Source organism: Bradyrhizobium sp. B025 (assembly GCF_042257955.1).
GTDB lineage: Bacteria > Pseudomonadota > Alphaproteobacteria > Rhizobiales > Xanthobacteraceae > Bradyrhizobium > Bradyrhizobium diazoefficiens.
This window is the reverse complement of the sequence record NZ_CP170150.1, coordinates 5419692-5436931: the sequence shown is the minus strand read 5'-3', so window position 1 is coordinate 5436931 and position 17240 is coordinate 5419692. Positions and strand designations below refer to the sequence as shown.

At 66.2% G+C, this 17240-nt stretch carries 17 protein-coding genes; 7 read left to right on the top strand and 10 right to left on the bottom strand.

Annotation, left to right across the window (positions count from 1 at the left end):
- Positions 1 to 6 precede the first annotated feature (6 nt).
- Positions 7 to 1377, bottom strand: a complete 1371-nt coding sequence (locus tag ACE10W_RS25505) for a histidine kinase (protein WP_375762050.1) — start codon at positions 1375 to 1377, stop codon at positions 7 to 9.
- Positions 1378 to 1576: 199 nt separating this feature from the next.
- Between ACE10W_RS25505 and ACE10W_RS25500 the strand changes: the two genes are divergently transcribed.
- The 5 genes from ACE10W_RS25500 (at position 1577) to ACE10W_RS25480 (ending at position 5911) form a co-directional block, all read left to right on the top strand.
- Entirely contained in the window at positions 1577 to 2347 is a 771-nt protein-coding gene (locus ACE10W_RS25500; protein WP_011088432.1) for a MotA/TolQ/ExbB proton channel family protein, read from the top strand.
- Positions 2344 to 3015: a hypothetical protein gene (locus ACE10W_RS25495; RefSeq protein ID WP_011088431.1), complete on the top strand. Its 672-nt coding sequence runs from the start codon at positions 2344 to 2346 to the stop codon at positions 3013 to 3015. The genes ACE10W_RS25500 and ACE10W_RS25495 overlap by 4 nt, the downstream gene beginning before the upstream one ends.
- On the top strand, positions 3008 to 3613 hold the full coding sequence (locus ACE10W_RS25490; protein ID WP_028173396.1) for a hypothetical protein: 606 nt from the start codon (positions 3008 to 3010) through the stop codon (positions 3611 to 3613). The genes ACE10W_RS25495 and ACE10W_RS25490 overlap by 8 nt, the downstream gene beginning before the upstream one ends.
- Before the next feature lie 117 nt (positions 3614 to 3730).
- Positions 3731 to 4471: a metallophosphoesterase family protein gene (locus ACE10W_RS25485; RefSeq protein ID WP_375762049.1), complete on the top strand. Its 741-nt coding sequence runs from the start codon at positions 3731 to 3733 to the stop codon at positions 4469 to 4471.
- A gap of 6 nt (positions 4472 to 4477) precedes the next feature.
- Complete coding sequence (locus tag ACE10W_RS25480) at positions 4478 to 5911, top strand: serine/threonine protein kinase (RefSeq protein WP_375762048.1); 1434 nt, start codon at positions 4478 to 4480, stop codon at positions 5909 to 5911.
- 26 nt (positions 5912 to 5937) lie between these two features.
- Here the strand turns inward: ACE10W_RS25480 and ACE10W_RS25475 are convergent, their stop codons facing one another.
- The 3 genes from ACE10W_RS25475 to rpe form a co-directional block, all read right to left on the bottom strand.
- A complete protein-coding gene (locus ACE10W_RS25475; protein ID WP_028173398.1) occupies positions 5938 to 6129 on the bottom strand; it encodes a hypothetical protein in 192 nt (63 codons plus the stop codon).
- A 24-nt stretch (positions 6130 to 6153) separates the two neighbouring features.
- Positions 6154 to 6333 (bottom strand): hypothetical protein, encoded by a 180-nt coding sequence (locus tag ACE10W_RS25470; protein WP_028173399.1) that lies wholly within the window; start codon positions 6331 to 6333, stop codon positions 6154 to 6156.
- 304 nt (positions 6334 to 6637) lie between these two features.
- Positions 6638 to 7339: a ribulose-phosphate 3-epimerase gene (rpe, locus tag ACE10W_RS25465; protein ID WP_011088426.1), complete on the bottom strand. Its 702-nt coding sequence runs from the start codon at positions 7337 to 7339 to the stop codon at positions 6638 to 6640.
- A 254-nt stretch (positions 7340 to 7593) separates the two neighbouring features.
- Between rpe and ACE10W_RS25460 the strand changes: the two genes are divergently transcribed.
- Complete coding sequence (locus tag ACE10W_RS25460) at positions 7594 to 8376, top strand: EF-hand domain-containing protein (protein WP_375762047.1); 783 nt, start codon at positions 7594 to 7596, stop codon at positions 8374 to 8376.
- A gap of 155 nt (positions 8377 to 8531) precedes the next feature.
- On the opposite strand, the gene ACE10W_RS25455 is transcribed toward ACE10W_RS25460, so the two are convergent.
- Positions 8532 to 9530, bottom strand: a complete 999-nt coding sequence (locus ACE10W_RS25455) for a P1 family peptidase (protein ID WP_304565588.1) — start codon at positions 9528 to 9530, stop codon at positions 8532 to 8534.
- Between the two features lie 59 nt (positions 9531 to 9589).
- Positions 9590 to 12415, bottom strand: coding sequence for a PAS domain S-box protein (locus tag ACE10W_RS25450; protein WP_375762046.1), 2826 nt, complete (start codon positions 12413 to 12415; stop codon positions 9590 to 9592).
- A 225-nt stretch (positions 12416 to 12640) separates the two neighbouring features.
- Here ACE10W_RS25450 and ACE10W_RS25445 point away from each other — a divergent pair, with 225 nt between their 5' ends.
- Positions 12641 to 13027 (top strand): response regulator, encoded by a 387-nt coding sequence (locus ACE10W_RS25445; RefSeq protein ID WP_038967598.1) that lies wholly within the window; start codon positions 12641 to 12643, stop codon positions 13025 to 13027.
- A 92-nt stretch (positions 13028 to 13119) separates the two neighbouring features.
- Here ACE10W_RS25445 and ACE10W_RS25440 read toward each other — a convergent pair whose 3' ends face one another.
- The 4 genes from ACE10W_RS25440 to livM form a co-directional block, all read right to left on the bottom strand.
- Positions 13120 to 14238, bottom strand: coding sequence for a branched-chain amino acid ABC transporter substrate-binding protein (locus tag ACE10W_RS25440; protein WP_060908122.1), 1119 nt, complete (start codon positions 14236 to 14238; stop codon positions 13120 to 13122).
- 150 nt (positions 14239 to 14388) lie between these two features.
- Positions 14389 to 15129: an ABC transporter ATP-binding protein gene (locus ACE10W_RS25435; RefSeq protein WP_011088420.1), complete on the bottom strand. Its 741-nt coding sequence runs from the start codon at positions 15127 to 15129 to the stop codon at positions 14389 to 14391.
- Positions 15126 to 15959, bottom strand: coding sequence for an ABC transporter ATP-binding protein (locus tag ACE10W_RS25430; RefSeq protein ID WP_011088419.1), 834 nt, complete (start codon positions 15957 to 15959; stop codon positions 15126 to 15128). The genes ACE10W_RS25435 and ACE10W_RS25430 overlap by 4 nt, the downstream gene beginning before the upstream one ends.
- Positions 15956 to 17233 carry a high-affinity branched-chain amino acid ABC transporter permease LivM gene (livM, locus tag ACE10W_RS25425; protein WP_370141135.1) on the bottom strand — a complete coding sequence of 426 codons (1278 nt, stop codon included), beginning with the start codon at positions 17231 to 17233 and terminating at the stop codon, positions 15956 to 15958. The genes ACE10W_RS25430 and livM overlap by 4 nt, the downstream gene beginning before the upstream one ends.
- Between the last annotated feature and the right edge of the window lie 7 nt (positions 17234 to 17240).

The following is a 17240-nucleotide window of genomic DNA, read 5'->3' as shown; positions in this document are numbered from 1 at the left end:
TCGGCCTCACGCGGCGAGCGGGATGGTGGCGGCGACGCTGAGGCCGCCTCTGGCCGGCAGGATCGACAGCGACCCGCCGGCGGCTGCGACGCGCTCGCGGATGCCGGTGAGGCCGAAGCCCGCCGACCGCGCCACGCGTTCCGCATCGCCGCCGCCGTCGTCCTCGACCCGGATCAGCAGCGCGTCGTCCTCGCCGGCGCGCCGCTCGACGCGCAACGAGATCTCGCGTGCCGCGCCGTGGCGCAGCGCATTGGTCAGGCATTCCTGGGCGACGCGATAGGCGGTGGTGGCGGCCGGGCCGCTGATGTCGGTAAGATCTCCCCTCAGATCGAGCTGGATGGTCGGCCGCGCCGCGCTCTGCGAGCGCCAGCTGTCGACGAGATTGACGAGGCTCGCCTCCAGCCCGAGCTCCTCGGGCAGGGGATTGCGCAGCCGCTTCAGCGCATCGCGCAGTGAGGCCATCAGATGATGGGTCGCCTGCGAGATCATCCTTGCGTCCTGCGCGATGCCGTCTTCCCTGTTCTGCTTCGCGCTCGCCGTCTCGATGGTGTCGGCGAAAGCGAGGATGGCCGCGAGGTTTTGCCCGAATTCGTCGTGCAGCTCGCGGGCGAGGGCGCGGCGTTCGTCGTCGCGGATCTCGATCAGCCGCCGCGTCAGCGCCGCGCGCTGTTCGGTGGCTTCTTCCAGCCGGGTGCCGAGCTCGCCGACGGCGCCCCCGATCATTGCAAGCTCCATGGAGCGGAAGCGCGGCAGTTTGGTGCGATAATGGCCGCGCGCCATGCGCTGGAGCGCGGTGACGATCGCGCGTGCCGGCACCAGCGTATGCGCGATCGCAAGCGACGCCAGCAGCGCAATCGCCGTCGCCATCAGCAGCGCAACGTCGATGACGTTGAGGATGTACTCCCAGGCGAGCGAGATCGCGGCCGCGGCATCGGGCGTCGCAACCACCGTGCCGGCGGCCGCGGCGCGCGGACTGACCGGCCGCACCACCTCGGCGTGGCTGCCGAGGAAGGTCGGCACGATCGATGCGAACCAGCGCGGCGGCGTCTTGCCTAGCCCCTCGCTCTGGCCGCACAGCGGCTTTTCGAATGCGACGGCGGGCTGGAACTCGACGCAGACTCCGGGCGAGATCAGTTTCATCGTGTCCAGCGTGCGCCACTCCGGAACCGGCAGCAGATGTTCGCGCGCCCTGCTGCTGCGCAGCAACAGCTCGTGCCAGTACAGCGCCTGAAGTGCCTGCGCGACCCGCTGCGCCGAGGCCGCAGTCGCCCGGTCGACGCTGCGATAGGCCTCGAACGTGGCCCATACGGTCGCCGCGCCCAGGCAGAGCGCCACAATGAGAAGCAGACGGGCGACAAGCTGAAGCACGAGGCGCATGCGATCACCCCAAAGTTTGGTAAGGTCAGCCTAACAACGCCGCCGCGCCTTGCCAATCGCAGGGTTTGGGCCGGATTGTAGCTCGGGCAAATTTCCCAAGCCGGATTGGGCATGGGTCTTTGGACCGGGCGTGGCGGCTTTGATCTAATCGGGGTGGAATCGTTGCAGGACAGTCCCTGCAAGCCGGGAGCGGTGCAGCATGAGTTCGATGACGATTGGACCGATCGCAGGGTCTGCTGCCGACCCATCCGAGCGCAGCGCGCTCCTGTTCTGGATGATCTTCACCGGGCTGTCGATCTTCGCCGTCGTGCTGTTGTGGCGCTTCGGCCTGATCCACCTGATGCTGACCTCGGACCGGACCTACATTTCCAGCGTGATCGCGCTGCTCTATGTCCTCACCTGCGGCCATTGCTTCCTGCGCACGCGGGCGATCGCGCGGGAGGGGGCGGCGGCGCGGCGCTGCAGGGCGGCGCTCGCGGCGCCCGGCGGCAGCAAGCTGCTCGATGCGAGCGCGACGGCTCTGCCGCGCGGACTGGTGCGCGATCATATCGACAGCCTGGTCACCAAGGCCGCCGCGCAGGATTACCGGCCGGTTGACCAGACGCTGCTGCTGCGGACGCTGGCCGACCGCCTGCGCGGCTCCAACGGCTTCGGCGCCTTCGTCTCGGACACGCTGATGAAGCTCGGCCTGCTCGGTACCATCATCGGCTTCATCATCATGCTGGCGCCGATCGCCGGGCTGGATGCCGCCGACAAGGTCGCGATGCGGTCCTCGATGGGGCTGATGAGCGACGGCATGGCGGTTGCGATGTACACGACGCTGGCGGGCCTCGTCGGCTCGATCCTGGTCCGCATCCAGTACTACATGCTGGACGCCGCGACCCAGCGGGTGTTCTCGGATGCGGTGGTGCTGACCGAGACGTACGTGACGCCGGTGCTGGAACGCAAGGGCGCCGGAATCCCGTCATGATGGATGATTTCGGTCTCTATCCGCGCGAGGAGCCGTTCGATCCCCTGGGCGTGATGCTGTTCAAGGCGCTCCAGGTGATCGCGTTCCTGTTCTTCCTGGCGCTGCTTGCGGTCTCGCCGGATGCGAAGGACGGCAAGATCGACTCCAAGGCCGAGTTCATGATCACGCTGGACTGGCCGGACAATCACCCTGACGATCTCGACCTGTTCGTGCAGGATCCGGCCGGCAACATCGCCTGGTATCGCCATCGCGAGGCCGGCTTCCTCACGCTCGACCGCGACGATCGCGGCGGGGCCAACGATTTCATCATCGTCAACGGCAAGAAGATCGCTTCGCCCATCCGCGAGGAGATCGTCACCGTGCGCGGCATCGTTGCCGGCGAATACACCGTCAACGTCTCCCACTTCGTGGCCACGACCGGCGAGCCTGTGACGGCCAATGTGAAGGTGCAGAAGCTCAATCCGACCGCGCAGGTCATCTTCGACAACAAGTTCACGCTCGACCACACCGGCGACGAGAAGACCGCGGTGCGGTTCCGGCTCGATGCGGAAGGCAAGGTCGTCAATGTGGACCAGCGGCCGAAATCGCTGCTGGAGACGTTCCGCAGCAGCTGGCGCAACGGCGCCGACGTCGATGCGAAGACCGGTGTGAGGATACGCCGTGAGTAACCTGCAGACGGTCATCCTCACGCTGTCGGTCGCCTATGCCGTCATCGGCGCGCTGCTGCTGGTCGTGCTGGTCTATGCGCGGCTGCACTGGGCGCTGAAGGCGGTCGCGGTGGTCGTGACCAGCGCTTTCTACGTCGTCAGCTTCACCGAAATGCGCGGGCTGCTCGGCTGGGCCAGCGCCGACCGGCTGCCTGCTGCCTTCAAGCTACTACAGGCCCGCATCGTCGAGCCGCATTCGCTGGAGGGCGATCCAGGCTCGATCTATCTCTGGGTCGAGCAGCTCGACGAGGACAATCGTCCGAGCGGCATCCCCCGGGCCTTCCGCGTGCCCTATGACGACCGGCTGGCCAACAAGACCCACGCGGCGCAGAACGAGATCGCGGCCGGGCATCCGCAGGGCGGCCGCGCCGCGGATTTCGGCGGTGGCGAGGGCAGCCTGATCGACATGGTCCGGGAGTATGTGACGCCCAAGACCATCCTCGAGACCAGCGGGGGCGATTCCTCGACCGGCGAGTTCAACGCCCCGCCGGCCGGTGCGCAGGGCGCGGTATTCACCCCGCTGCCGCCGCCCCGGATGCCGCCGAAGGACGAGCAATAGACCCCTGACCATCGCGGCGGGGGCACGCTGGAAAACGGCCCCGCGCTGGCGCATCTTCTTGACGTCCCTCAATTTGGCCTTATCGGCTTTCGATAAGAACCTGAGGGTGGAGGGTGCGTGCTTCTCGCTGTCTTTTCGGATATCCACGGCAACCGGCAGGCGTTCGAGGCTTGCCTGAAGGTTGCCCGTGCGAAGGGCGCAGAGCGGTTCATCCTGCTCGGCGACTTCGTCGGCTATGGCGCCGATCCGGAATGGGTCGTGGATACCGCGATGGAGCTCGTCGCCGGGGGCGCCGTGGCCGTGCGCGGCAATCACGACCAGGCGGTCAATTCCTCGGCCGAGACCATGAATGCCGAGGCGCAGATCGCGATCGAATGGACCCGCGGCCGGCTTGATGCCGCGCAGCGCCGGTTCCTGGCCGAATTGCCGATGCTGGTGGCGGACAGCGACCGGCTGTTCGTGCATTCGGAAGCCTCCAGTCCCCAGCGCTGGCACTACGTCCGCTCGACGGCGGATGCCGCCAAGAGCCTGATCGCGACGCCCGCCCATGTCACGTTCTGTGGTCACATTCACCGTCCGGCGCTCTATTCGATGTCGGTGACGGCGAAGATGACGAGCTTTGTGCCGAAGACCGACGTCCCGGTGCAGCTTCTGCGTGGACGGCAATGGCTCGCCGTGCTCGGCTCGGTCGGCCAGCCCCGCGACAGCGATCCGTCCGCATCCTTCGCGCTGTTCGACACGGTCTCGTGCCAGATCACCTATTGCCGCGTGCCCTATGACATCGCGAGCGCGGCGAACAAGATCCGCGAGAACGGCCTGCCGCCCTGGCTCGCCGACCGGCTGTCGCAGGGACGCTAGAGGCCGATGCCGAAACCCCTGGTCAAATCAGGCGCGGAGATCGACGGCTACACCATCGGCGAATGCGTCCATGCCGGCGGCATGGCGACGCTGTGGACGGTCACCCATCCCGGCATCGACGTCCCGCTGCTGATGAAAATTCCGCGGGTGTCGGAGGGCGAGGACCCCGCCGCGATCGTCTCCTTCGAGATGGAGATGATGATCCTGCCGCGGCTCGCGGGCCCGCACGTGCCCTCGTGTTTCGGCACCGGCGATTTCGCGCACCAGGCCTATGTCGTGATCGAGCGCATCCCCGGGACCACGCTCTACAAGCGGCTGGCCGACCTGCCGCTGCCATACGAGGAGGCGCGGCTGCTGGTTGCGAAGATCGCGACCGCACTCGCCGATCTGCACCGGCAGAACGTGATCCATCACGACATCAAGCCGAGCAGCATCATGTTCCGCGGGTCCGGCGAGGCGGTGCTGATCGACTACGGCCTGTCGCACCACAACCATCTGCCCGATCTCCTGCAGGAGGAGTTCCGCCTGCCTTACGGCACCGCGCCCTACATGGCGCCGGAGCGGCTCCTGGGCGTGCGCGACGATCCGCGCAGCGACCTGTTCTCGCTCGGCGTGCTGCTCTATTTCTTCACGACCGGCGAGCGGCCGTTCGGCGAGGGCGAGACGCTGCGCGCGATGCGGCGCCGGCTGTGGCGCGATCCGCATCCGCCGCGCGCACTGCGCGCCGACTATCCGCCCTGGCTCCAGGAGGTGGTGTTGCGGTGTCTCGAGATCGAGCCGGTGCGGCGCTATCCGACGGCGTCCCAGCTCGCCTTCGATCTGACCCATCCGGACCAGGTCAGGCTCACGACACGCTCGGAACGGATGAAGCGCGACCCCCTCGGCGTCGCCTGGCGGCGCCGCTTCAACCAGGGCGTCATGCAGCCGCGCGCGAAATCGGATGTCGCAGCCCAGATCGCATCGAGCCCGATCCTCGCGGTCGCGCTCGACACGGCGGAAGGCGCGCCCGAGCTGAACGAGGCGCTGCGCGTCACCACCGAGCGCATTCTCGCCACGCTGCCCTCGGCGCGGCTTGCCTGCCTCAACGTCCTGAAGCTCAACCGCATCGCGATCGACCGGACGCTGGACGAGCAGGGCTCCAACAAGCATATCGACCGGCTGGTGGCGCTCCGGCATTGGGCCACGCCGCTGAAGCTGGACGAGAGCCGGCTGTCGGCTCATGTGCTGGAGGCGGTCGATCCGGCCGCTGCGATCCTGGAATTCGCCGAGGTCAACCACGTCGACCACGTCATCATCGGGGCGCGGCAGGGCTCATTCAGGCGCACGCTGCTCGGCAGCGTCTCGGCCAAGGTGGCCGCGGAAGCGGCCTGCACCGTCACCGTGGTGCGGCCGCCGCGAATGGCGGGTGATGAGGCCGATGCCGGCGAGGCGGCGGGATAGGCGCGCCCGGCGTCGCCGAGAAGAGATCAGGCCGCGTGGGCGGTATGGCCGGTGCGCCTGCGGCGGATGGGCCAGGAGAATTGCGGACCGGGCTCGCCGTGATCCGCGCTGCCGCCGAAATACTGGATGATCTCGCGGCAGGGCTCGCAATTGAACAGGTTACGCGACGCGGATGCCTTGGTCATTTCCTTCAGGCAGTTCGGGCAATGCGGTTTCATGGATTTGATCCGGAAAGGAGGTTCTCAGTGTCGGCGCTGCGAGGGCAACGAATGGTCGAGCTCCGAATTGTCGAGCTCGGCATCGTCATCCATGGCGCCGTCGGCGCGCTCGAGGCGGCCGAAGAAATAATCGAGGCTCGGATGCGGGCGACGCGGAATCCGGCACCTGCGCTTCGGCTGACATTTTACGACCGCGATCTGCATGGACGTCAGCCCCGGCGATGAAGGCGATGGACGCGAGCGGAACGTGCCGCAACCTTCTCCGGTCCGACCGTTGGGCCAAACACCACAAATGCACTGAAACCAAGCCACAACGCCACGCCAGTCCAAACCAGGGTCGTCGTCATGATGTGCTCCCGTCAAAAGCAGGCAGGAGCCAGTAGCGGTGATTTGCGCGAATCAGTGAAGCCCGGATGAGTACGGGTCGCAGTTGCAATTTTAGGCATCGCGCGCTGCGGCACCCGTAAGAGCCGCAGGTTTTCGCCGCTCGTGCAGAGTCCGATGCGGCTCAGATGGCTTCGCCGCGGGCGCCTGCGGCGGCATTGCGGATCGCGGCAATATTGGTCCTGTAGGCGTCCTGCGTGCCGCCCCTGAACACGGAGGTGCCGGCGACGAAGGCGTTGGCGCCGGCCGCGGCGAGCGCGCCCGCGACGTCGGGACCGACCCCGCCGTCGACCTCGATGTCGATCGGACGGCCCGCCGTCATCGCGCGGATGTCGCGGATCTTGCCGATCGCGGAGGGAATGAAGGCCTGGCCGCCGAAGCCGGGATTGACCGACATCACCAGCACGAGATCGACCAGGTCGATGACGTATTCGAGTACGCCGATGGGCGTGCCCGGATTGAGCGAGACGCCCGCCTTCTTGCCGAGCGCGCGGATCGCCTGGAGCGAGCGGTGCAGATGGGGACCTGCTTCCGCATGGACCGTGATGTGGTCGCAGCCGGCTTTGGCGAAGGCCTCGAGATAGGGATCGCAGGGCGAGATCATCAGGTGCGCGTCGAAGACCTTCTTGGTATGCGGGCGCATCGCCTTGATGACGTCGGGGCCATAGGAAATGTTCGGGACGAAGTGCCCGTCCATCACGTCGAGATGGATCCAGTCGGCACCGGCGGCGTCCACCGCGCGCACCTCTTCGCCGAGCCTGGAGAAATCCGAGGCCAGGATCGAGGGGGCGATTGCCAGGGGGCGGGGGGTGAAGGCTTGGGTCATGGCGCTGTTTCCGGTGGCGGCCGAAAGAGGAATGGGCCTCGCCTAACATGGGCCTTCGTGGCGGGCAATGCAGGACAGGCGCGCTGCCTGTGGGCGGAAATTTCTGCCGTCTGCGGCACGAATTGCCGATATCGCCGGGCCGCGCCAGGTGCGCTGGAAGCGGAATTCATTGAGCTTTTCGCGCTGGCACGGCGCTTGCTGACTTCCTCCCCGGAACATTGACCGCGGCATGCCGCATCGGTTGGAGTTGTGCAATGTTGTTTGCCCTTGGCGCCGTCTCGACGGCGCTCGACGCGATCCAGTCGCTGACGAACTCGAAATCGTCGTCCTCGACGCAGAAGACGGGATCATCGCAAAGCGCGCCGACCAATCCGTTCGCGATCGACAGCGGCAGCAACAGCACGAGCAGCGGCGCGACCTCGTCGGTCAACTCCGGCAATTGTGCGCCGATCGCGCCGGAGACGATGAGCGCGCTGATCGCCGCGCAAAGCCAGTCGTCGGACGGCACCAGCAGCGCGACGACCTCGACCTCGTCGAACTCATCGTCCTCGACCCGCCGGGACGCTGCGCTGAAGGACCTGTTCTCGCAGATCGATGCGGACGGCGACGGCAAGATTACCAAGTCCGAATTCGAGAACGCGCTGGGAGCCGGTGGCACCAATCTGGCAAAGGCCGATGACGTGTTCTCGAAGCTGGATTCGAATTCCGACGGCAGCGTCAACCTCGACGAGATGTCGAAGGCGCTGAAGAGCGGCCATCGCGGCCATGCCCACGGTGCCAGCGGCTCCGGCGAGGGATCGGATTCCTCCTCGAAGCCAAGCGGCGGATCGACCTCGACCACGACGACCGCCGCCGACGGCTCGACCACCACCACCGTCACCTATGCCGACGGCTTCAAGATGTCGACGACGGTCCCGGGCGCCTCCAGCTCCCCTAATTCGGCTTACGATCTGTTCGCGCAGTTGATGCAGCGGCAAGGCGGGCAGGGGCTAGGCGCTTCAGCGACCGCCGGCTCGTCGATGTCGATGAGCGTGTGAGCTAAGAGCGCTCTCTCGCCAAATTACGCTGTCATGCCCCGCGAAAGCGGGGCATCCAGTACGCCGCGGCCTTCCGGTTCAATCACAACCGTCTCTGGAATACTGGATCGCCCGGTCTTCGCCGGGCGATGACACCTGATGTGACGGGCGTTCAACTACCCACCAAACCGGTCCCGCCATGCCGGCTGCGCGCTGCCGAACGGCAGCGCGGTTGCGCAATACACGCCGCGTGCGATTGCGCGCGCGACCACGTTGGCGGCGACGGTGCCGAGCTCGGTGAGGCCGACCAGCGGCTCGATCGGCTTCTCGCAGGTCGCAGCCGCGTACAGCACGTCGCCGTCGGTCGGTGCATGCACCGGATAGATGGCGCGGGCGAAGCCGGTGTGGGCGATCATCGCCAGCCGCTTGGCCTGGGGCTTGGTCAGCACCGCGTCGGTGACGACGGCCCCGATCGTGGTATTTTCGCGCGCGCTCGCGGCGGGACCGCCCTTGATGCGCATGCGCAGCATGTCGTCGGTGAACTTGTCGGGCAGGCCGCGTCCGCCGTATTCGCCGTCCACCTCGAACGGCGCCGCCCAGAACCACGGCCCGTTGCCGACGGTGACGCTGCCCACTGCATTGACGGCGACGATCGCCGCGACCTTGACGCCATCAGGCGTCACCGCCGAGGCTGAGCCGAGCCCGCCCTTGAACGTCGCGGTGGTGGCACCTAAGCCCGCGCCGACGCTGCCGATTGCAAAGTCCGTGCCGGCGGCTGCTGCCGCGGCGTAGCCGAGGTCGCGATAGGGCGAGAAGCGTCCCCATGCCTTGTCGCCGCCGTTGAGGAGATCGAACAGGATCGCGCCCGGCACGATCGGGATCAGCGCTTCGCGAACCCGGTGGCCGCGGCCCTGCTCGGCGAGCCAGGCCTGCACGCCGCCGCCGGTATCGAGGCCGAAGGCGGAGCCGCCCGACAGCGCGATCGCGTCGACGCGTTCGACGGTATTGGCGAGATCGAGCAGTGCGTCCTCGCGCGTGCCGGGGCCGCCACCGCGGACGTCGATCGCCGCGACCGCGGGGGAATCGAAAATGATCGCGGTCGTGCCGGAGGCGACTTTGGCATCCTCGGCATGGCCGACGCGGACGCCGGCGATGTCGGTCAGCAGATTTTTCAAGGTGGCCTCGCGCGCTGATGAGGAGTTCGCTTCTGCGATAGCGCAGAGATGCCGCAGGCTCAACTGGCGAGCGCCGTTCTGAGCATCTTGGCCAGCTCGGACTTGCGGTAGGGCTTGGCCAGCAGCAGCACGCCGGAGTCGAGCCGGCCGTGATGGACGATGGCGTTCTCGGTGTAGCCCGAGGTGAACAGCGTCTTCAGGTCGGGGCGGCGGCGGGCCGCTTCATCGGCGAGCTGGCGGCCGTTCATGGCGCCCGGCATGATGACGTCGGTGAAGAGCAGGTCGATGTCCTTGTCGGCGTCGATGATGGTGAGGGCGTCGGCCGCGTTGGCGGCTTCGAGCGCGGCGTAGCCGAGGCTCTTGATCTGGGTCACGACATATTGCCGTACCAGGGCGTCGTCCTCGACGATCAGGATCTTCTCGCTGCCGCCGGCGACGGGCGCGTTCTGAAGCGCCTCGAACTCGGTCTCCTGCACGCCGGTGGAGCGCGGCAGGTAGATCTTCACGCTCGTGCCGTGGCCTTCCTCGCTGTAGATCTTGATGTGGCCGCCGGACTGCTTGACGAAGCCGAACACCATGCTGAGCCCGAGGCCGGTGCCCTTGCCGACCTCCTTGGTCGTGAAAAACGGATCGAACACCCGCTCGATCAGATCGGCCGGAATTCCAGTGCCGGTGTCGCTGACCGCGATCATCACGTAATTGCCGGCAACGATGTCGGGATTCATGCTGGCATAACCGTCGTCGAGGAAGACGTTGCGGGTCTCGAGCACCAGGGTGCCGCCGTCGGGCATGGCATCGCGCGCGTTCAGCGCGAGGTTGAGGATCGCGGTGGAGAGCTGGCCTGGGTCCACCAGTGTCGGCCAGGCATCCTCAGTGAGCTGGGGCATGATGGTGATCTGCTCGCCCAGCGTCGGATGCAGCAGCTTGGCGGCCTCGAGCGTCAGCGCATTGACGTCGATCTCGCGCGGCTGGAGCGGCTGCTTGCGGGCGAAGGCGAGCAGGTGCTTGGTCAGCTGCGCGCCGCGCTCGGCGGCGTCGTCGATCAGCTTGGTGATGGCGGCGAGCTCGGGCCGGTCGGCGACCGCATCCGCCAGAATGCCGATCGTGCCGGTGATGACGGTCAGCACGTTGTTGAAGTCGTGGGCGACGCCGCCGGTCAACTGGCCGATCGAATCCATCTTCTGGACCTGCCGGAGCTGGGCTTCGGCGGCCTGCTTCTCGGTGAGGTCGCGGCCGATGAAGAAATGGCGCCGCACCGGCTCGGACCAGGTGCCCATCCAGTTCAGCGTGACCTCGTGACCATCGTAGTGATAGTAGCGCGCCTCGAAGCTGCGCTTGACCGCGCCGCGCCGGGCCGCGCGCATCTCGCTGCGCGTCTTCTCGAGGTCATCAGGGTGGATGAACTCGATCGCACTGTGCCCGACCATGTCGTCCGGGCTGAAGCCGAGGATGTCCTTCACACTGGGGCTGACCTGGATGAAGTTGCCGAAACCATCGGTGACCAGGATCAGGTCCTGCGATGTCTCGAAAATGCGCTGGCGCTCCTCGATCTCCCGATTGAGCGCCATCTCCGCTCGCTTCCGCTCGGTGACGTCGCGGGCCACCTTGGACGCGCCGATGATCTTGCCCTCGGTCGATCGCAGTGGGACCTGGCTCAGCACCACGTCGATGGGTTGACCGCTCTTGTGCAGCCGTACGGTCTCCTGCTGGTCGATGACCTCGCCGTTGCGGGTGCGGGCCAGATTCTCGGCCACATCGTCACGCTGATCGTCCGGCATGATGATGTCGATGGAACGGCCGACCGCCTCATCGGCGGAGTAGCCGAAGACGCGCTCGGCCGCGCTGTTCCAGGTCGTAATGGTGCCGTCGAGCGACTTGGTGATGATGGCGTCGTTGGAGGATTCGACGACGGCGGTGAACAGCCGCTCGCGCTCGGCGTGATAGTCGCGCTCGGCGTCCGATCGGCGCTTCAGCGCGCCGACCATGCTCGCGGTCTGCGCCTGGAGGCGGACATTCTCGACCAGGAGCACCGCGAGCACGAAGGTCGCCGCGCAGAGGCCGTAGAGGCGGCCGACGTAGAAGCCGAGATCGAAGCGCGCGACGTTCACGATCGCCGAGAGTGCGATATCGAACAGCCAGGCGCACATCACGACCATGAGCCAGACGTCGATCACCGAATGCGGCCTGCGGAACCAGAGCGAGACGAGGGCGGCAAAGCTGAGCGACCATACGAAGGATACGACGCCGATCATGGCCGGCATGTAGTGGCCGTCGCGCAGCAGGACCGGGAGCAGATCGTGCCAGGCGGTGACGATCCAGGCGAAGACGGCCATGGCGGCGGCGACGCCGAACACGATGGCGCAGATCGCCCTGATTGTCGTGCCGCGGATCCTGGCGCCGCCGTCGGCCTCCTTCAGCCAGGCATAGCCCAGCACGAACACCGGGAAGCCGCCGTGCCAGATCATGTAGAGCCAGACCGTGGTTTGCCCGCCCGCGCCGAAAAGTCCGGTCGGGGTGAACAGTCCGGGGAAGGTGAGGGCATGAACCAGCGCCGCGGCGGCGGTGAACAGATAGCCGCTCGCGAGCCACAGCAGCGCGCGGGTCCGCAAGACCGAAAACTGCGACAGCAGCAGCACCGCGGTGACGATGTCGCTTACGGCGAGGGCCGATTGATAGCTCGCGATAAAGGCCGGGACGGGCAGGAGCGGGGTACCCGCGAAAGGGACGGCCAATGCGAACAGGATTGCTGATATGCCGACGATCGCCAATGCGGCGGTGCGGTCGGTCGAGGTGGCCGGCAGGGTCGAAAGGAATGTGCTTCGGTCGATCGTCGCGGGCACGTCCACCTCTCGCAGACCGGTCTTCGCCATTTTCATCGACGTCATTCGGATCCCCGCAGGCCGGCGCTATGGTAGCGGGTTACGGGTGCACATCTTGAACTGTTGCGACCGCGACTCAACCGAAGGTTACAGATTACTTAATTCTGGTGGGACCACGGAATAGGGGTCGGGTAAGATGCGCTTTACTGGACGGTGCCATAATGCCATCCCGCCGGAGTGGGTTCCAGGTTTGAATCATCGATTTTGATCGATATCCGGGAGTTCTTCCCTATGCCCCGTGTTCTCATCATCGACGACCAGAAGGACGTCCGTGCGATGGTCGCGATCGTGCTTCGGGTCCATCGCTTCGAGGTCGCGGAGGCCGAAAGCGGTGCGGCCGGGCTGAAAGCCTTCGCGGAAAGCCCGTTTGACGCGGCGATCGTCGATATCTTCCTTGGCGACACCAGCGGCGTCGACGTCATCGCGAGCCTGCGGGAGCGTGCGCCGGGCCTCCCCATCATTGCGGTGTCCGGGATGACGGCGCTGGATTTCATGGAACAATCGCCTCACCTTGCCAACGTGGTCTGCCTGCAAAAGCCGTTTCGGCCGAACGATCTCCTGCAAGCGCTGCGGAAGGCCCAGGCCGCGGCGGGCGGCGAACTGCCCGCAGCTGTCTGACCCTTGTCCAGGACGCTTGCCCAAGAAGAACGCCCCGGGCAAGCCGGGGCGTGATGATGCTTGGATAACGGCCTTGGGGCCCGGCAAGCGCGTTAGGTGCCGTTGCCTTTGATCTCGGCGTAGCCGCCCTTGGCATCCCATTTGTAGACGACGTAGTCGATCTGCTTGATGTCGCCCTTGGCGTCATACTCGATCGGGCCGATCACGGTGTCCCACTTGCCGGCCTTCATCGCCTCCATCACCTTCTTGGCGTCGGTGGTGCCGGCCTTCTTGGCCGCCTGCGACCAGACCTGCATCGCCGCATAGGTGTAGAGCGTGTAGCCTTCGGGGTCGATGTTCTTGGCCTTGAAGGCATCGACGATCTTCTTGGCGGTCGGCTTGTTGCGCGGATCGGGGCCGAAGGTGAACAGCGTGCCTTCGCCGGCCGGGCCGGTGATGGAGGCGTACTCCTTGTCGGCGAGCGCGTCGCCGGCCATCAGCACTGTCTTGAGACCCTGGTCGCGCATCTGGCGCAGGATCAGGCCGCTCTCCTGATGGTAGCCGCCGACATAGACGAGATCGATGTTGTCGCGCTTCAGGCGCGAGACGATCGCGTTGAAGTCCTTGTCGCCCTTGTTGTAGGACTCGTACATCTTCTCGGTGATGCCGGCCTTGTTGAGCGCCTTCTTGGTCTCGTCCGCAAGACCCTTGCCGTAGGTGGTCTTGTCGTTGAGGATCGCAATGTTCTTGCCCTTGTAGTTCTTGGCGATGTACTGCGCCGCGATCAGGCCCTGCTGATCGTCGCGGCCGCAGACGCGCGCCACGTTCCACAGCTTGCGCTCGGTGAAGAGCGGGTTGGTCGAGGCTGGGGTGATCTGGAGGACGTTGCCGTCTGCATAGGCCTCCGAGGCCGGGATCGACGACGACGAGCAGTAGTGTCCGGCGACGAAGGGGATCTTGGCGCCGGCGATCTTTTCCGCAATCGAGCGCGCCTGCTTGGGATCGCAGGCATCGTCCTCGACGTTGAGCGAGAGCTTCTTGCCGTTGATGCCGCCGGCGGTGTTGATATCAGCCACGGCCATCTCGGCGCCGTTCTTCATCTGGCGGCCGAAGGCGGACTCTGTGCCTGTCATCGGGCCTGCGACTGCGATGGTGACATCCTGCGCGAATGCCGCGCTCGACAGCGCGATCGACGCGCCGAATGCCAGACCGATGAGCTTCAGTGATTTCATGAGATACCTCGCGGGTGGTCGCCTGTGGAAGTTGCCGGGCATGCCCGGTCCAAACCGGCGCCATTCTTGAATGAATTTGAGGAGAAGTCACCGGCAAAATACGGGCATTGGCGGAGATATCTCGCCACATTCGGCCGCACATGGCCCGCCTCAGCCGTGCCGGCCGCCCTCCAGATAGGCGGCGCGAATCTCGGGGCGCTGCAACAACTCGGCGCCGGTCCCGGCCAGCGTGATCAGGCCATTGACCATGACATAGCCGCGATGGGCGAGCTTGAGCGCATGGTTGGCGTTCTGCTCGACGATCAGGACGGTCAGGCCGTCCTGCCGGTTCAGGGTGCGGATCGCATCGAAAATCTGGCGCGCGATCAGCGGCGCGAGCCCGAGCGAGGGCTCGTCGAGCAGGAGCAGGCGGGGACGACTCATCAAGGCGCGGCCGATCGCCAGCATCTGCTGCTCGCCGCCGGACAGGGTTCCGCCGCGCTGGGCGTAGCGTTCCTTCAGCCGTGGAAACAGATTGAAGACGCGTTCCAGCGTCGCGTCGCGCTCGGAATCGGTGCATCCGGTGGCATCGGCACCCATCTGGAGGTTTTCCGCCACGCTCATGCGCGGGAAGATGCGCCGTCCCTCCGGCGATTGCGCGATGCGCAAATGCGCGATCTCGTGGGTGGGCACGTCGGTGATGTCGCGGCCTTCGTACAGGATCTGGCCGGCACGGGCCCGCGGCTTGCCGAAGATGGTCATCATCAGCGTCGACTTGCCGGCGCCGTTGGCGCCGATCAGCGCCACGATCTCGCCGGCATTGATCTCGACGTCGACGCCCTTCAGCGCCTCGATCTTGCCGTAGGCGGCGCGAAGGCTGCGGATCGCGAGCAGGGGAGTGGGTGAAGTCACGACCCGCTCTCCATCACGGCCACGGCTTCTTCCTCGTCGGCGCCGAGATAGGCGGCGATCACCTTGGGGTCGTCGCGGACCGCGCGCGGCGAACCTTCGGCGATCTTCACGCCGTGGTCCATCACCACGATATGGTCGGAGATTTCCATCACCACCGACATGTCGTGCTCGATCAGCAGGATCGAGGTGCCGAGCTCGTTGCGGATCGAGAGCAGGAGCTCGCTCAAGGCGGCGCTCTCGCGCGCGTTGAGGCCGGCGGCGGGCTCGTCCAGGCACAGAAGCGCGGGCTCGGTGCACATCGCGCGCGCGATCTCGAGCCGGCGCTGGTCGCCATAGGCGAAATTGCCGGCGGCATCGTCGGCGCGGTCGAGCAGGTTGACCCGCCTGAGCCAGTCGGTGGCCAGATCGATCGCGCGCTTCTCGGCATCGCGATAGCCGGGCGCACCGATCAGGCCGAGAAAGGTGAGGCCGGAGGCCCGCATCAAGGCGTTGTGCTGCGCCACCATCAGGTTTTCCAGCGCGGTCATGCCGGGAAACAGGCGGATGTTCTGGAAGGTGCGCGCCACCTTGGCCAGCTTGGCGATGCGGAAATCGTTCAGCCGCTCCAGGGCGATCGTCCGGCCATCGTCATGGGTGAGGCGAATGGTGCCGCCGCTCGGCTTGTAGAAGCCGGTGATGCAGTTGAAGACCGTGGTCTTGCCGGCGCCGTTCGGCCCGATCAGCGCGGTGATCTTCTTGCGCTCGGCCGAGAGCGACAGGTCCTGCACGGCAACGATGCCGCCGAAGCGCATGGTCAGCCGGTCGACGTTGAGAATCTTGTCGCCGCTCATCCGTGCCCTTCCTTGACGAGGTCGGAGGAGATCGCCTGCGCCTTGGTCAGATACACGGTCGGCGCGCGATGGCCGACCAGGCCGCGCGGCCGCCAGATCATGATCAGCACCATGGCCATGCCGAACACCAGCATGCGGTAGGTCTCGAGGCTGCGGAACAGCTCGAAGCCCCCGATCATGGCCAGCGCGGCGAGCGCCACGCCGAGTTGCGAGCCCATGCCGCCAAGCACGACGATGGCCAGCACCAATGCCGATTCCTGGAAGGTGAAGGATTCCGGGCTGATGAAGCCCTGGCGGGTGGCGAAGAACGCACCGGCAAAGCCGCCGAACATCGCGCCGGTCGCGAACGCGGTAAGCTTGGTGGTCGTGGTGTTGATGCCGAGCGCGCGGCAGGCGACCTCGTCCTCGCGCAAGGCCTCCCAGGCGCGGCCGATCGGCAGGCGGCGCAGACGGATCGTCACCCAGTTGGTGAGCAGCGCGAGCGCCAGGATCAAATAGAATAGGAAGACGATGCGGTGGGTCGCTGAGTACTCGATGCCGAGCTTGGCGGCGAGCCCGTCGTCGCTGTTGTCGAGCGGGATGCCGAAGAAGGTGGGGCGGGGAATGCCGGAGACGCCGTTGGGGCCTCCGGTCAGGCTCTGCCAGTTGATGATGACGAGGCGGATGATCTCGCCGAAGGCCAGCGTCACGATGGCGAGATAGTCGCCGCGCAGCCGCAGCACGGGAAAGCCGAGCAGCACGCCCCAGAACGCGGCGAGGATGCCGGCGAGCGGCAGGCAGATCCAGAACGACCAGCCGAAATTGGTGGCGAGCAGGCCGTAGGAATAGGCGCCGACCGCATAGAAGGCGACGTAGCCGAGATCGAGCAGGCCGGCGAGGCCGACCACGACGTTCAATCCCCAGCCCAGCATGACATAGGTGAGCACGAGGATCGCGAGGTCGAGGATGTAGCGCTGGTTATAGAAGATGACGGGCACCAGCAGCGTGAAGATCAAAAGCGCGGGCGCGAGGTAGCGGCCGACGAACGACATCCCGCGATGCACTGCGGGCGGCACCAGCTTCTCGGCGCCGGTCGGGCCGAGCCATTGCCGGAGCAGCTCGATCACGATCGAGCCGCCGAACACGGCGGCGACAAGCGCTGCGACCTCGCCGAAGCGCGTCCAATAAGTGAGCTGGCCGTCGGAACCGGCCTCGGTCCGGACGCCGACCATCAGTGAGAACAGCACCAGCGCGACCAGTGCACTGAGCAGGGATTTCTTCAGGATATAGGTGATGCCGGCG

Excerpts from the sequence above, each read along its gene's own strand:
- ACE10W_RS25475 (WP_028173398.1), bottom strand. The coding sequence starts at position 6,129 with ATGAAACCGCATTGCCCGAACTGCCTGAAGGAAATGACCAAGGCATCC.
- ACE10W_RS25500 (WP_011088432.1), top strand. The coding sequence starts at position 1,577 with ATGAGTTCGATGACGATTGGACCGATCGCAGGGTCTGCTGCCGACCCA.
- ACE10W_RS25450 (WP_375762046.1), bottom strand. The coding sequence starts at position 12,415 with ATGACGTCGATGAAAATGGCGAAGACCGGTCTGCGAGAGGTGGACGTG.
- ACE10W_RS25480 (WP_375762048.1), top strand. The coding sequence starts at position 4,478 with ATGCCGAAACCCCTGGTCAAATCAGGCGCGGAGATCGACGGCTACACC.
- ACE10W_RS25430 (WP_011088419.1), bottom strand. The coding sequence starts at position 15,959 with ATGAGCGGCGACAAGATTCTCAACGTCGACCGGCTGACCATGCGCTTC.
- ACE10W_RS25445 (WP_038967598.1), top strand. The coding sequence starts at position 12,641 with ATGCCCCGTGTTCTCATCATCGACGACCAGAAGGACGTCCGTGCGATG.
- ACE10W_RS25495 (WP_011088431.1), top strand. The coding sequence starts at position 2,344 with ATGATGGATGATTTCGGTCTCTATCCGCGCGAGGAGCCGTTCGATCCC.
- ACE10W_RS25470 (WP_028173399.1), bottom strand. The coding sequence starts at position 6,333 with ATGCAGATCGCGGTCGTAAAATGTCAGCCGAAGCGCAGGTGCCGGATT.
- rpe (WP_011088426.1), bottom strand. The coding sequence starts at position 7,339 with ATGACCCAAGCCTTCACCCCCCGCCCCCTGGCAATCGCCCCCTCGATC.
- ACE10W_RS25460 (WP_375762047.1), top strand. The coding sequence starts at position 7,594 with ATGTTGTTTGCCCTTGGCGCCGTCTCGACGGCGCTCGACGCGATCCAG.
- ACE10W_RS25505 (WP_375762050.1), bottom strand. The coding sequence starts at position 1,377 with ATGCGCCTCGTGCTTCAGCTTGTCGCCCGTCTGCTTCTCATTGTGGCG.
- ACE10W_RS25440 (WP_060908122.1), bottom strand. The coding sequence starts at position 14,238 with ATGAAATCACTGAAGCTCATCGGTCTGGCATTCGGCGCGTCGATCGCG.